At 36.8% G+C, this 14,141-nt stretch carries 14 protein-coding genes and 5 tRNA genes; all 19 read right to left on the bottom strand.

Annotated elements, in window-relative coordinates; genetic code table 11:
- Positions 1-43 precede the first annotated feature (43 nt).
- The 19 genes from rpoB to fbaA all read right to left on the bottom strand — a co-directional run bounded on the left by rpoB (position 44) and on the right by fbaA (position 14,140).
- Complete coding sequence (gene rpoB, locus ALGA_RS13290; RefSeq protein ID WP_096429760.1) at positions 44-3,856, bottom strand: DNA-directed RNA polymerase subunit beta; 3,813 nt, start codon at positions 3,854-3,856, stop codon at positions 44-46.
- Positions 3,857-3,962: 106 nt separating this feature from the next.
- Positions 3,963-4,334, bottom strand: coding sequence for a 50S ribosomal protein L7/L12 (rplL, locus tag ALGA_RS13285; RefSeq protein ID WP_096429754.1), 372 nt, complete (start codon positions 4,332-4,334; stop codon positions 3,963-3,965).
- 37 nt (positions 4,335-4,371) lie between these two features.
- Entirely contained in the window at positions 4,372-4,890 is a 519-nt protein-coding gene (rplJ, locus tag ALGA_RS13280; RefSeq protein WP_096429752.1) for a 50S ribosomal protein L10, read from the bottom strand.
- Between the two features lie 30 nt (positions 4,891-4,920).
- Positions 4,921-5,616 carry a 50S ribosomal protein L1 gene (gene rplA / locus ALGA_RS13275; protein ID WP_096429751.1) on the bottom strand — a complete coding sequence of 232 codons (696 nt, stop codon included), beginning with the start codon at positions 5,614-5,616 and terminating at the stop codon, positions 4,921-4,923.
- A gap of 20 nt (positions 5,617-5,636) precedes the next feature.
- Positions 5,637-6,080, bottom strand: coding sequence for a 50S ribosomal protein L11 (gene rplK / locus ALGA_RS13270; RefSeq protein ID WP_096429750.1), 444 nt, complete (start codon positions 6,078-6,080; stop codon positions 5,637-5,639).
- 23 nt (positions 6,081-6,103) lie between these two features.
- The gene (gene nusG / locus ALGA_RS13265) at positions 6,104-6,652 is read right to left on the bottom strand and encodes a transcription termination/antitermination protein NusG (RefSeq protein ID WP_096429749.1); all 549 of its coding nucleotides are present in this window, start codon (positions 6,650-6,652) and stop codon (positions 6,104-6,106) included.
- 14 nt (positions 6,653-6,666) lie between these two features.
- Positions 6,667-6,858 carry a preprotein translocase subunit SecE gene (secE, locus tag ALGA_RS13260; RefSeq protein WP_096429748.1) on the bottom strand — a complete coding sequence of 64 codons (192 nt, stop codon included), beginning with the start codon at positions 6,856-6,858 and terminating at the stop codon, positions 6,667-6,669.
- An 18-nt stretch (positions 6,859-6,876) separates the two neighbouring features.
- Positions 6,877-6,949: transfer RNA gene (locus ALGA_RS13255), tRNA-Trp, on the bottom strand.
- A 51-nt stretch (positions 6,950-7,000) separates the two neighbouring features.
- The gene (tuf, locus tag ALGA_RS13250; protein ID WP_096429747.1) at positions 7,001-8,188 is read right to left on the bottom strand and encodes an elongation factor Tu; all 1,188 of its coding nucleotides are present in this window, start codon (positions 8,186-8,188) and stop codon (positions 7,001-7,003) included.
- A 58-nt stretch (positions 8,189-8,246) separates the two neighbouring features.
- Positions 8,247-8,318 (bottom strand) — tRNA-Thr (locus tag ALGA_RS13245).
- 15 nt (positions 8,319-8,333) lie between these two features.
- Positions 8,334-8,406, bottom strand: a tRNA-Gly gene (locus ALGA_RS13240).
- 40 nt (positions 8,407-8,446) lie between these two features.
- Positions 8,447-8,528, bottom strand: a tRNA-Tyr gene (locus ALGA_RS13235).
- 19 nt (positions 8,529-8,547) lie between these two features.
- A tRNA-Thr gene (locus tag ALGA_RS13230) sits at positions 8,548-8,621 on the bottom strand.
- 105 nt (positions 8,622-8,726) lie between these two features.
- Entirely contained in the window at positions 8,727-9,023 is a 297-nt protein-coding gene (gene hpf, locus ALGA_RS13225; RefSeq protein ID WP_096429746.1) for a ribosome hibernation-promoting factor, HPF/YfiA family, read from the bottom strand.
- An 18-nt stretch (positions 9,024-9,041) separates the two neighbouring features.
- Entirely contained in the window at positions 9,042-9,920 is an 879-nt protein-coding gene (locus ALGA_RS13220; protein ID WP_096429745.1) for a tyrosine-type recombinase/integrase, read from the bottom strand.
- 70 nt (positions 9,921-9,990) lie between these two features.
- Complete coding sequence (rpsU, locus tag ALGA_RS13215; RefSeq protein WP_096429744.1) at positions 9,991-10,182, bottom strand: 30S ribosomal protein S21; 192 nt, start codon at positions 10,180-10,182, stop codon at positions 9,991-9,993.
- A 182-nt stretch (positions 10,183-10,364) separates the two neighbouring features.
- Entirely contained in the window at positions 10,365-11,468 is a 1,104-nt protein-coding gene (locus ALGA_RS13210) for a helix-hairpin-helix domain-containing protein (RefSeq protein ID WP_096429743.1), read from the bottom strand.
- Between the two features lie 63 nt (positions 11,469-11,531).
- Positions 11,532-12,899, bottom strand: coding sequence for a sodium-dependent transporter (locus ALGA_RS13205; protein ID WP_096429742.1), 1,368 nt, complete (start codon positions 12,897-12,899; stop codon positions 11,532-11,534).
- A 164-nt stretch (positions 12,900-13,063) separates the two neighbouring features.
- A complete protein-coding gene (gene fbaA, locus ALGA_RS13200) occupies positions 13,064-14,140 on the bottom strand; it encodes a class II fructose-bisphosphate aldolase (RefSeq protein ID WP_096429741.1) in 1,077 nt (358 codons plus the stop codon).
- Position 14,141: the final 1 nt, after the last annotated feature.

Here is a 14,141-nt window from a genome sequence, read left to right as displayed (position 1 = left end):
GGCGAATGCGGGGAAAATCCCAACATTCGCTTTATAAAAAGGCTTATACTAATTTAACGCTCAACCCTAAACCTCTTAGTTCATGTAATAATACATTAAGAGATTCTGGTATTCCAGGACTAGGCATTGGATCACCCTTAACAATAGCTTCGTAGGCTTTCGCTCTACCCACTACATCATCCGATTTAACGGTTAGGATTTCCTGTAAGATATGAGCTGCACCAAAGGCCTCAAGTGCCCAAACCTCCATCTCTCCAAAACGCTGACCACCAAACTGTGCTTTACCTCCTAGAGGTTGCTGAGTAATCAATGAATAGGGTCCAATAGAACGTGCGTGCATTTTATCATCAACCATGTGACCCAGTTTCAGCATGTAAATAATACCTACTGTTGCTGGCTGATCAAATCTAAGTCCAGTTCCACCATCATGTAAATAAGCTTTACCAAAGGCTGGTACTCCAGCTCTATCTGTATATTCAGTGATCTCATCAAGAGATGCACCGTCAAAGATAGGTGTCGCAAATTTCAATCCAAGTTCTTTTCCTGCCCAACCTAGTACAGTTTCAAATACCTGTCCAAGGTTCATACGTGATGGCACACCAAGTGGATTCAAACAAATATCTACTGTAGTTCCGTCTTCAAGGAATGGCATATCTTCTTCACGTACTACACGTGATACAATACCTTTATTACCATGTCGACCTGCCATTTTATCACCAATTTGAAGCTTACGCTTCTTAGCCACATAAACTTTGGCCATTTGAATAATACCTGCTGGCATTTCATCTCCAATGGTAACATTATATTTCTTACGCTTGTTAGCACCTTCAAGTTCTTTGTACTTGAGGATGTAATTGTGCAGTAATTTATTAATTGTCTCGTTCTTATCTTTATCGGTAGTCCACTTATTAGGATTAATCTCCAAAAAGTTTATTTCCGCTAAAAGTTTTTGAGTAAATTTAACTCCCTTGGTAATAACATCTACACTTAAGTAATCCTTAACACCTTGAGAAGTTTTTCCATTTACAAGAACGAATAATTTATCAATCACTATATTCCTTAATTCAAATCTCTGATGCTCGAGCTCTTCGTCCAATTTGAGGATTAATGGCTTGTCAGATTGCTTCGACTTACGATCGCGCATTGAACGAGAGAATAACTTCTTGTTGATAATAACACCACGCAATGAAGGAGAAGCTTTCAATGAAGCATCTTTTACATCACCCGCTTTATCACCAAAAATAGCACGAAGTAATTTTTCTTCCGGAGAAGGATCAGATTCACCTTTAGGGGTAATCTTACCAATTAGGATATCACCAGGTTCAACAATAGCACCAATACGAATCAATCCATTCTCATCCAGATTTCTTGTTGCCTCTTCACTAACGTTAGGAATATCAGATGTTAATTCCTCCATACCACGTTTTGTATCGCGCACTTCCAGTGAGTACTCATCAACGTGAACCGAAGTAAAGACATCATCCTTAACAATACGCTCCGAAATAACAATTGCATCCTCATAATTGTAACCTTTCCAAGGCATAAATGCAACCTTAAGGTTACGACCAAGAGCAAGTTCTCCTAATTGAGTAGCATATCCATCTGTAAGAATTTGACCTTTAGTAACTCTTTCACCTTTTGAAACAATCGGTTTAAGGTCCATCGTAGTCCCTTGGTTAGTTTTGCCGTATTTAGGTAGTAAATAAGTTTTACTATTCCCCTCGAAACTAATAAATACCTCATGCTCAGAACGCTCATAATCAATCACGATCTTTGTTGCATCAACAAATTCGATTACACCTTCACCTTCGGCACAAATCTGAGTTCTTGAATCTCTTACAAGATTAGACTCCAAACCTGTTCCAACAATCGGTGATTCAGGACTAATAACTGGTACTGCCTGACGCATCATATTCGAACCCATCAAAGCACGGTTAGCATCATCATGTTCAAGGAAAGGAATCAACGAAGCTGCAATAGATGCAATTTGATTAGGAGCTACGTCCATCAAATTCAACTTCTCCACTTCCGTAAAAGGGAAATCACCATCCATACGAGATTTTGCTTTTGTATTTACAAAAGATCCATCTTCGTTAACAGGTGCATTTGCTTGTGCAATAATTAACCCTTCCTCCTCTTCAGCAGACAAATACTTAACTCCTTCGTTAGATAAATCAACTATACCATTAGTAACTCTACGATATGGAGTTTCGATAAATCCAAGGTTATTAATCTTTGCGTAAACACAAAGAGAAGATATCAAACCAATATTTGGTCCCTCTGGAGTTTCGATAGGACATAATCGTCCATAATGTGTATAGTGAACATCTCGAACCTCAAAACCTGCTCTTTCACGAGACAGACCACCAGGCCCAAGTGCTGACATTCTTCTTTTGTGTGTTATCTCAGCAAGAGGATTCGTTTGATCCATAAATTGAGATAGTGCATTAGTTCCAAAGAAGGAATTAATAACAGAAGAAAGTGTTTTTGAATTAATCAAGTCAATTGGAGTAAAAACCTCATTGTCTCGAACATTCATTCTTTCACGAATAGTACGAGCCATACGAGCTAAACCAACACCAAATTGAGTGTGTAGTTGTTCTCCAACGGTACGAACACGACGATTACTAAGGTGATCAATATCATCAACATCAGTACGTGCATTCAATAATTTTATAAGATACTTGATAATTTCAATAATATCTTCTTTTGTCAATACCTTAGTATCGTTAGCTGTATTTAAGCCTAACTTCTTGTTAATACGATATCGACCAACATCACCTAAATCGTAACGTTTATCCGAGAAAAATAATTTATCGATTACGTCTCGAGCTGTAGCCTCATCTGGTGGCTCAGAATTTCTTAACTGACGATAAATGTGAAGAACTGCCTCTTTTTCAGAGTTACAAGGATCTTTCTGCAAAGTATTATAAATAATTGCATAATCAGCTTGATTTTGCTCTTCTTTATGCAATAATATAGTTTTTGCCCCTGACTCAAGAATTTCTTCTATATGTTCTGGTTCAAGTATTGTCTCACGATCAATAATAACCTCATTACGTTCAATAGATACTACCTCTCCTGTATCTTCATCCACAAAGTCTTCAACCCAAGACTTAAGAACACGAGCAGCAAGCTTGCGACCTACAACTTTTTTGAGTCCGGTTTTTGAAACCTTAATCTCATCAGCCAGATCGAAAATCTCTAAAATATCCTTATCACTTTCGTAACCAATTGCACGTAGCAATGTAGTAACTGGAAGTTTTTTCTTACGATCAATGTACGCAAACATAACATTGTTGATGTCTGTTGCGAACTCAATCCAAGAACCTTTAAATGGAATAATTCTGGCGGAATATAATTTGGTTCCATTAGCGTGTACACTTTGTCCAAAGAACACGCCTGGTGAACGGTGAAGCTGAGAAACAATAACACGTTCTGCTCCGTTTACTACGAAAGTACCTTTTTCAGTCATGTAAGGAACTGTTCCAAGATATACATCCTGAATAACAGTATCAAAATCCTCATGTTCCGGATCAGTACAGTAAAGTTTTAGCTTTGCTTTTAGTGGAACACTATAAGTTAAGCCTCGTTCGATACATTCTTCAATAGCGTAGCGGGGTGGATCAACAAAATAGTCGAGAAACTCCAACACGAAATTATTTCTAGTATCAGTAATTGGAAAATTCTCACTAAATACTTTAAATAATCCTTCGTTCGTTCTTTTCTCCGGGGTAGTTTCCAGCTGAAAAAAGTCTTGAAAAGATTTCAATTGTACTTCCAAAAAATCAGGATATAGAAACTGATTTTTATTTGAAGTAAAACTAATTCTTTGACTAATTGTATTTGAAGACATTTACTTAAAATTAATTGAACCTAAACGATAATAAACAACAAAAAGGCTTAGAGTCCCGGTTAGGAACTCTAAACCAAAATAACCCTATATATAGGTTTTAGCGCTTCTATTTAAGTTCAACTTCAGCTCCAGCTTCTTCTAATTGTGCTTTAAGTGCTTCAGCTTCTTCCTTAGAAACTTTTTCTTTTAATGGAGCTGGTGCAGCATCAACTACAGCCTTAGCTTCCTTCAATCCAAGACCAGTTAATTCCTTAACCAATTTCACAACAGCTAGTTTAGAACCACCTGCAGCTACAAGAATCACATCGAATTCAGTTTGCTCTGCAGCCGCCTCAGCACCTGCTGCTGCAGGACCAGCTACAACAGCCGCAGCTGCTGGCTCAATACCATACTCGTCTTTCAAAATAGTAGCTAACTCACTTACTTCCTTAACAGTCAAATTAACTAATTCTTCTGCAAACTTTTTTAAATCTGCCATTTTCCGTCAGTTTTTAAAATTTAATTTACTAAATATATTACTCTTTTTCTGAAAGTGTCTTTACAACACCAGCTATGATATTCTTTCCTGATTCCAAGGAAGAAATAACATTCTTGATTGGAGATTGAAGCGCAGCAACAATATCACCAATAAGTTCTTCTTTAGATTTGATTGAACAAAGAGCATCTAGCTCATTGTCTCCAATATAAAGCGATTGTTCAACAAAAGCCGCTTTCAGGATAGGTTTATCATGTCCCTTACGGAACTCTTTGATAAGCTTTGCAGGGGAATTTCCAGTTTCCGATAGCATAAGAGAAGTAGATCCCTTAAGTGCTACATTTAAACCTTCAAAATCACCCTCTGCTTTTTCCAAAGCAATTCGAAGAAGTGTATTCTTCACAACAATCAATTTTACGTCTTTTTCAAAACACACTCTACGAAGAGTAGATGTTTTGTCTGCACTCATGTCTGAGATGTCAGTAAGATATAAATGATTTGAAGCGTTGATTTCCTCCGTCAAGCTATCAATAATCTGAATTTTTTGTTCCCTTTTCATGATTACTAAGGTCTTGATTAATAATTAAAATTAGTCAAGTAATGACTTGACATCCACTTGGATACCAGCGCTCATTGTACTTGACAGGTACACACTCTTAACATAGGTTCCTTTTGCTGAAGAAGGTTTCAATTTATTGATAATACCAAAAAATTCTTTAGCATTATCCTGAATTTTTTCTACATCGAAAGATACTTTTCCAATTGAAGAGTGAATGATACCATATTTATCGACCTTAAAATCAATCTTTCCAGCTTTCACTTCGGCTACAGCCTTAGCAATATCCATTGTAACAGTACCCGATTTAGGATTTGGCATTAAACCACGTGGTCCTAAAACTCGTCCTAATGCTCCAACTTTTGCCATAACGGTAGGCATGGTGATGATAACATCAACGTCAGTCCATCCTCCTTTGATCTTGGCAACATACTCGTCAAGGCCAACAAAGTCAGCACCTGCAGCTTTAGCTTCTTCTTCCTTATCAGGAGTACAAAGAACTAAAACACGAACATCTTTACCAGTACCATGAGGAAGAGTAACAACTCCACGTACCATTTGGTTAGCTTTTCTTGGGTCAACTCCTAAGCGAACATCCATATCAAATGAAGCGTCAAATTTGGTGAAAGTAATCTCCTTAACCAATTTTGCTGCCTCGTCGATAGAATATAGCTTACCAGTCTCCACTTTCGCTGAAGCTAACTTACTATTTTTTGTTAGTTTACCCATTTTACTTGCAGTATTTATTGTTATTGATTAAGAGGACTATCACCACTAATAGTGACACCCATACTTCTCGCTGTTCCAGCCACCATACTCATGGCGCTTTCAATTTTAAAAGCATTCAAATCTTTCATCTTTCCTTCTGCGATCAAGCGAACTTGATCCCAAGAAATAGAACCAACCTTAACACGATTTGGTTCAGCAGATCCTGATTTTAATTTAGCAGCTTCTAGAATTTGAACAGCAACGGGAGGAGTTTTTGTAATAAATTCGAAAGAACTATCAGAATAAACTGTGATCACGACAGGAATTATTTTCCCAGCTTGATCTTGTGTTCTTGCGTTGAATTGTTTACAAAAATCCATAATATTAACCCCTTTAGCACCTAACGCCGGTCCTACTGGGGGTGAAGGATTTGCAGCACCACCTTTGATCTGCAATTTTATTAATCCTGCAACTTCTTTAGCCATAGCTTTCTTTTCTAAGGATTTAATTATTCTTTTTCTACTTGCATGAAACTTAACTCAAGAGGTGTCTTTCTTCCGAAGATTTTAACCATAACTTTTAGTTTCTTCTTCTCAGGATTAACCTCTTCAATCACGCCGGTAAAACCATTAAACGGTCCATCCGTTACCTTAATCATTTCTCCAACAAAATAAGGAATATTAATTTCCTCATCTTTATTAGATAATTCATCGACCTTTCCAAGAATACGATTCACTTCTGACATTCGCATTGGTGTTGGAGCGCCGCCTTTAGTATCCCCCAGGAAGCCAATCACATTCGTGATACCACGAAGGATGTGAGGAATTTCACCAACGAGCGCTACTTCAATAAGAATATAGCCAGGTAAGAAAATTCTTTCCTTGCTAATCTTCTTACCGTTACGTACTTGAAATACTCTTTCGGTAGGAATTAGAACCTGTGATACATACTCCTGCAGACCTAGATTAGAAATTTCACTATCAATATATTCTTTGACTTTCTTCTCTTTTCCTCCGACAGTCCTAAGAACATACCATTTTCTATCAATTTCAACCATGTTTCTTTCAGGAATTAGTAAAACATACTGTATATAACATCCATCAAATTTCTGAACCCAAAGTCCATAGCGAAAATCGCTGTTGCAATAATAGCGGAAGCAACCATTACAACGATCGCACTACTCTGAAGTTCAGACCATGATGGCCAAGATACTTTCTGAACTAGTTCTTTATAAACTTCTTCAAAATAAATTTTTAGTTTCATAAGGCTTGTTTGTCTTTGCACGGGTGGAGAGACTCGAACTCCCGACACCTGGTTTTGGAGACCAGTGCTCTACCAGCTGAGCTACACCCGTCTATATTAAGATTGATCCGGACAAAACCAGATCAATCCCTATATATTTTAATTACTCAACAATTTCAGTAATCTGACCAGCACCTACTGTTCTACCACCTTCACGCATAGCAAAACGTAAACCTATAGAACAAGCAACTGGAGTGATTAACTCAACGTTAATTGTTACGTTATCACCTGGCATTACCATTTCTACTCCTTCTGGAAGAGTGATCTCACCAGTTACATCAAGTGTTCTGATATAGAATTGAGGACGATATCTGTTGTGAAAAGGAGTATGACGACCGCCTTCTTCTTTCTTCAACACATAAATCTCAGCTTTAATCTTTGTATGAGGAGTGATTGTTTTAGGGTGACAGATAACCATACCACGCTTAATAGCTGATTTATCAATACCTCTTAATAACATTCCAACATTATCACCGGCACGACCTTCGTCTAAAATCTTACGAAACATCTCAACACCAGTACAAACTGTTTTCATTCCTTCAGCACCCAAACCAATAATTTGAAGCTCTTCACCTGTTTTAACGATACCTGTTTCGATACGTCCTGTTGCAACTGTACCACGACCTGTGATAGAGAATACATCTTCAACTGGCATCAAGAAAGGCTTATCTACATCACGTGGAGGAAGTGGAATCCAAGAATCAACAGCAGCCATAAGCTCAAGAATTTTATCTTCCCACTCTGGCTCACCATTCAATCCACCTAGAGCAGATCCAGCGATGATAGGAGTATTATCTCCATCAAAATCGTAAAAATCTAAAAGCTCACGAACTTCCATCTCTACTAACTCAAGCATCTCTTCATCGTCAACCATGTCAACTTTGTTCAAGAAAACAACCATTTTAGGTACGTTTACCTGACGAGCCAACAAGATGTGCTCACGAGTTTGAGGCATAGGACCATCAGTTGCAGCACAAACCAAAATAGCACCATCCATCTGAGCAGCACCAGTTACCATGTTCTTTACGTAATCCGCGTGACCAGGACAGTCAACGTGAGCGTAATGACGATTCTCAGTTGAATATTCAACGTGAGCAGTATTAATAGTAATACCTCTTTCTTTTTCTTCAGGTGCATTATCGATAGAATCAAAAGATTTTATCTCGCAAAAACCTTTTTTTGCTAACACAGTTGTGATCGCAGCAGTTAAGGTAGTTTTACCGTGATCTACGTGACCGATAGTACCAATATTTACGTGTGGTTTTGACCTATCAAAATGTTCTTTAGCCATAACTCAAAAAGTTAATTAAAATTAGACAACAATTTAAAAACAATACAATATATTTCTGAGCCATTGATGAGAATTGAACTCATGACCTCTTCCTTACCAAGGAAGCGCTCTACCCCTGAGCTACAACGGCAATTACAAAAATGTGAGCGGGAAACGAGACTCAAACTCGCGACCCTCAGCTTGGAAGGCTGATGCTCTATCAACTGAGCTATTCCCGCAAAAAAAAGAAACACAAAGACTTCTTCTCTTTTATAATTGTGGGGAGAGCAGGATTCGAACCTGCGAAGACGAAGTCAACGGAGTTACAGTCCGTCCCAGTTGGCCACTTTGGTATCTCCCCAAAAAAAAATAAATTACCGAGCCGATAGAGGGATTCGAACCCACGACCTGCTGATTACAAATCAGCTGCTCTGACCAACTGAGCTATATCGGCAACTTACAAACTATCTATTTAACAGGGCATACTTTTCCCTAAAAATGGTTTGCAAATGTAAAGATATTTTAAATTTATCACAAGCTAATCGTAAGTTTTTTACGATTATTTTGCGCGAAGTTTTTCTTTGTGTTTTACAAGCTGACGACGAAGAGCTTCAATTACCATATCAGTAGACTCTTCAAAGCTTTGACTTTGTTTTTTTGCAAACAAATCAGCACCTTTTAAATCTAAAATAATTTCCACCATTTTATTTTCCATTATAGCAGATTTCTCCAAACGAAGAAAAACCTCCACTCCAACAACATCATCATCAAGTTTCAATAACTTATCCAATTTACTCTGAATAAAAGTTTCAAGCTTAACATCTGCAACAAAACCGATTGATTGAATATTTATCATACAATTTACCTCCACATTTTATGCTCTTGGATGAGCTTGTTTATATACTTTATTTAAACGCTCGAATGTAGTATGAGTATAAATTTGCGTCGCAGAAAGATTGGAATGACCCAACAATTCTTTAACCGCATTCAATTCGGCCCCGTTATTCAACAAATGTGTTGCGAACGTATGTCGCAATACATGTGGACTTCGCTTGGCAAGTGTTGTAATCTTGGACAAATGCTTTGTCACTATTCGATACAACAACTTTTCGTATACAGGCACCCCCTTTTTAGTTACAAAAAGAAAACCACTCCTCTCATCAAAAGTTCCATTTTTAACTTCAAGATACTCATCAAGAAGTTTTTCTAGACTTTTGCTTACCGGAATGATTCTTTCCTTATTTCGTTTACCTAAAACCTTCACCAAAGAAGTTTGCCGATCAAAACTAGTCATTCTAAGATTCATCAATTCTGACAAACGCATGCCAGTTTGATAAAACATTTCCACAACCAATCTATCTCTAACCCCTTCAAATCCTTCTCCAAAATCAACTTCTCGCAACAACTGCATTGCATGCTCAGCGACAAAACCTGGAAGTTTCTTTCCTTGCCTTGGCCCAACAACCCGATCCATAGGATTGGTTTCGATAACAGATTCTCGCAACAAGAATTTAAAAAAGGATTTCAAAGTAGACAATTTCCGATTTACTGTTCGTGAAGAGTTACCTTCATTCATTAAAAAAACGATCCACTTCCGCACATTCTTAAAATTCACATCTATGATCTCCTCAACTTCAATTTTCGACATAAAATCAAAAAATTGAGTTAAATCACAATCGTAAGATAGAATTGTGTGTACCGAATATCGTTTTTCAAACTGTAAATAAGACAGAAAAGATTCCTTATAACTCATACATCCAGGATATTTATCCCACAGGATAATCCAAGATACGAAAAATTAAGATATCAAGGAATTAAAAAAATTAATCTTCGTTCTCTTGCATATTCTGAACGTAGATAGCATGTAACTTTTCAACTCTTTTCTTTACAGATGGCTTAGTATAATCCTTTCTTGATCTAAGTTCTTTGATTACTCCAGTCTTTTCGAATTTTCTTTTGAATTTTTTTAAGGCTCTTTCAATATTTTCGCCTTCTTTCATAGGAATAATAATCATAATTTTCTTCTTTTAATATTAATTTTTCATTACTGAGCCGCAAATTTATCAATTCATTCACTATAATTCAAATATATTTGAAGAAAAGTATACAATTTTACTTCAAACAAGGAAATTACGGTCATGAATGAGAGCACAAAGATAAGAAATTACCAATGCTTTCTTAGCTTCTAGCCAACTTTCTATTTTAAATCCAAATAAGGAACTAATTTAATAAATATCGAATCAGGAACAATTTTGTGACCACGTAACTGATCAACGGAGCTAAATTGGCCATTTCGATCTCGAAATCTTACGATATCATCTCCCATTCGAAAACTGATGTATGGATGTTTTCTCAATTTTGCAGCGTTATACGAATTCAATTTAATCCTTCGAACAGGAATAGAATCGAGAACAAGCATTGGTGAAATACTAATGAATTTTTCTTTTGAAATACCATAAACCTCCAATATTTGATCTTTTGAAACAAAGCCACCCAACAAATCTCGATACTTAACAATTCGAGCAGAAAATACAGACCCAATTCCCGGCAATTGCTTCAGCTGTGTGGTATCAGAAGTGTTTAGCGGAACAAATAGTTGTTCTTTCGATAAACCTTGCTTAAACCTCTTCATTATCTTTACGTAGGGTATGAGTTGTGTTATTTTAATCGAATCAAATCCATAAATTTTATACAAATCGCTCGCCCTTTTAAATTGCCCCCCAGACGCAAGATATTTTATTATGCGATTACTTATTTCGTCTTCCACCCCCAGACTATCCCATTCCTTAAAGGAAATAATATTTGGATCGAAAGAGAATAGCTTATACTCTCTCTTTACAATCCTTTTCCTCTTTTTCTCAGGCGTTTCAGCAATAGGAATCATAATATAATTGCTTAATCGATCAAAATCGGTTTGATTGACCCCGTAAATTTGCAGGATATCCTTTTTCTTTTTAAATCGTCCCCCTTTATTTCTGAATTTAATCAGATTATTAGCTTGATAAGAAGTAAAGCCAATGCGAAGCAATTCATTTTCATCAACTTTATTTGGATCGAAAAAATCTAATTCACCAAGCTGAATTTTAGCCTTCTTAATTTCTGCTCTATTTTCAATTGAAGAAATAAGACTATCTATTTGCTTTTGTTTTTCCTGATTAATTATGCCCTCTGATGTTTCTTTTCGTTGGTAGATAATAGGCAATAGGTATAACATCAGTAACAAAGAGACCAATACCAATAAGCCTTTCTTCTCAGAAGCAGTATAAGAAAAATATTCTCTAAAAAAGTGTTTAAGATTCATCCTTATTGAAAAGTGAGATTACGCAACTAATTCAAACTTAACAATATTACGAAATTATGACAACTATACAAAATTAAATACTCCCAGTCCGTGAAGAAATACAATTGCAATGGCCGTTGGAGCAACAACCTTTACCAGAAACATAAAAATAGTAACCAGCCACCCAACAACCTTTGATCCCTTTAATAACTCCTCCTCTATTTTCTTTCGACCAAGATACCATCCAACAAACAAGGAAATAAACAAGCCGCCAAGAGGAAGCAATAGGTTTGCTGAAATCCAGTCAAGCAAATCAAAAAAGTTTAATCCAAATATTGTATACTCTTTTAACATCCCCATCGACAAGGAACAAAACACACCAATTACTGAGATCATTATGGTGGCCAAAATAGTTGCAAAATTTCTTTTTAGATTAAGCTCCTCCCGAAAATATGCCACCACAACTTCCAGTATGGATATTGATGAAGTTAGAGCCGCAACGGTCAACAATACAAAGAAGAGTATTGAAAAGAAAAAGCCACCCGGCATTTGTTGAAAAACATTGGGTAATGTAATGAACACAAGACCGGGACCGCTACTGGGCTCAATCCCAAAGGCAAAGACTGCAGGGAAAATGGCTATTCCCGCCAACATAGCAATTGCAGTATCTGCAATAGTGACCTGCACGGCAGTTTTAGTCAAATTATTCGTATCATCAATATAAGATCCATAGGTTACCAATGTTCCCATACCCAGGCTTAGGGAAAAAAAAGCATGTCCCAAAGCACTCAAGATTCCATCCGGTGTCAGTTTCGAAAAATCAGGGTAGAAAAGAAACTTTAGTCCTTCCGATGCGCCATCCAGAGTGACTGATCTTACACAAAGCACTATGATTATCACTACAAGTAAAGGCATTAAAAACTTTGCATATTTTTCAATTCCATCTTTTACTCCAATAATGACAATTGCCATAGTCATCACCATAAATAAGAGCTGATATAATATTGGAGAAATCGGACTCTCAATAAAATTAAAAAACATAGACTCCATCTCATCCGGACTCTTGGCTGCAAAACTGTCCGTTACTGCTTTAATAATGTAATCGATACTCCAACCCGCAACAACACCATAAAAGGCTAAAATCATAAATGCGGCTGAAACACCTAACACTCCAACAAATTTCCATGGTGATCCTGGAGCCAAATATTTAAATGCTCCAAAAACATTCTTTCTTGATTTACGTCCAATATAGAATTCAGAAAGCATTATGGGCAACCCTATAAGTGCTATGAATCCTAAATACACAAATAAAAATGCGGCACCACCATACACGCCAGTGATATAGGGAAACTTCCAGATATTCCCCAAACCAACAGCAGAACCTGCCGCTGCCGCAATTACACCAAATTTACTTGAAAACACATCGCGAGAGGGTAGCTTATTTTTATCCATTTGTTACTATATAATTGCCCGTAGACTAATTCGAGGAATCCTAAATTTCCTAAATTTGCTAAATTTAAGTCCAAATTCAAAAATACGGTTGATTTTTAGAATCATTGCAAACAAAAAAACCCGGAAAAAATCCGGGTTTACAATTATCTTGAGAGAACGAAAACTTAGTTACGTCCTACGCCATTTAAATCTTGGAAAGCTTTAACCAAACGATTTTTCATAGAAACCTCACTTGCACGTAACCATACACGAGGATCGTAAAATTTCTTATTTGGCTTATCATCTCCTTCAGGATTACCAATTTGACCTTGTAGGTAGTCATGGTTCTTAGCTTCGAAAGCACGGATACCATCCCAACATGCCCACTGAGTATCAGTATCGATATTCATTTTAATAACTCCATAAGAGATTGCTTCGCGAATTTCTTCAACACTTGAACCTGATCCACCATGAAAAACAAAATCAACTGTATTTTTTGCTACGCCATATTTCTCAGAAATAAACGATTGAGAATTCAATAGAATTTTTGGAGTCAAAACTACATTCCCTGGCTTATAAACACCATGAACATTACCAAATGAAGCGGCAATAGTAAAACTAGAAGAAACTTTCAATAAAGTTTCGTAAGCTAAAGCTACATCTTCAGGTTGTGTATATAGTAATGAGTTATCCATATCTGAATTATCAACACCATCTTCTTCTCCACCTGTGCAACCTAATTCAATTTCGAGAGTCATGCCCATTTTAGCCATACGCTCTAGATACTTAGCACAAGTTCCAATATTCTCCTCTAAAGGCTCTTCAGATAAATCCAACATGTGCGAGCTAAACAACGGTTTTCCTGTTTGTGCGAAAAATTCTTCTCCTGCATCCAATAAACCATCGATCCAAGGAAGTAATTTTTTAGCTGCATGATCAGTGTGCAAAATAACTGGAATGCCATAATGTTCTGCTACAGCATGAATGTATTTAGCACCAGCAACACCACCAATAATAGCGGCACCTTGTCCTTCAGCAGTAATTCCTTTTCCAGCAAAAAATGAAGCACCACCATTTGAAAACTGAATAATGATTGGTGAATTAACTTCATGTGCAGCCTCAAGAGCAGCATTAATTGAGTTAGTCCCAGTAACATTTACAGCAGGAATAGCAAATCCTTCTTCTTTAGCAATTTGAAATAATTTTTGCACGTCTTTTCCAGTTACAACACCTGGTTTAACTACATCTAATACTCTTTTCATA

It is taken from the genome of Labilibaculum antarcticum, assembly GCF_002356295.1.
GTDB lineage: Bacteria > Bacteroidota > Bacteroidia > Bacteroidales > Marinifilaceae > Labilibaculum > Labilibaculum antarcticum.
This window is presented reverse-complemented; position numbering and strand designations above follow the sequence as displayed.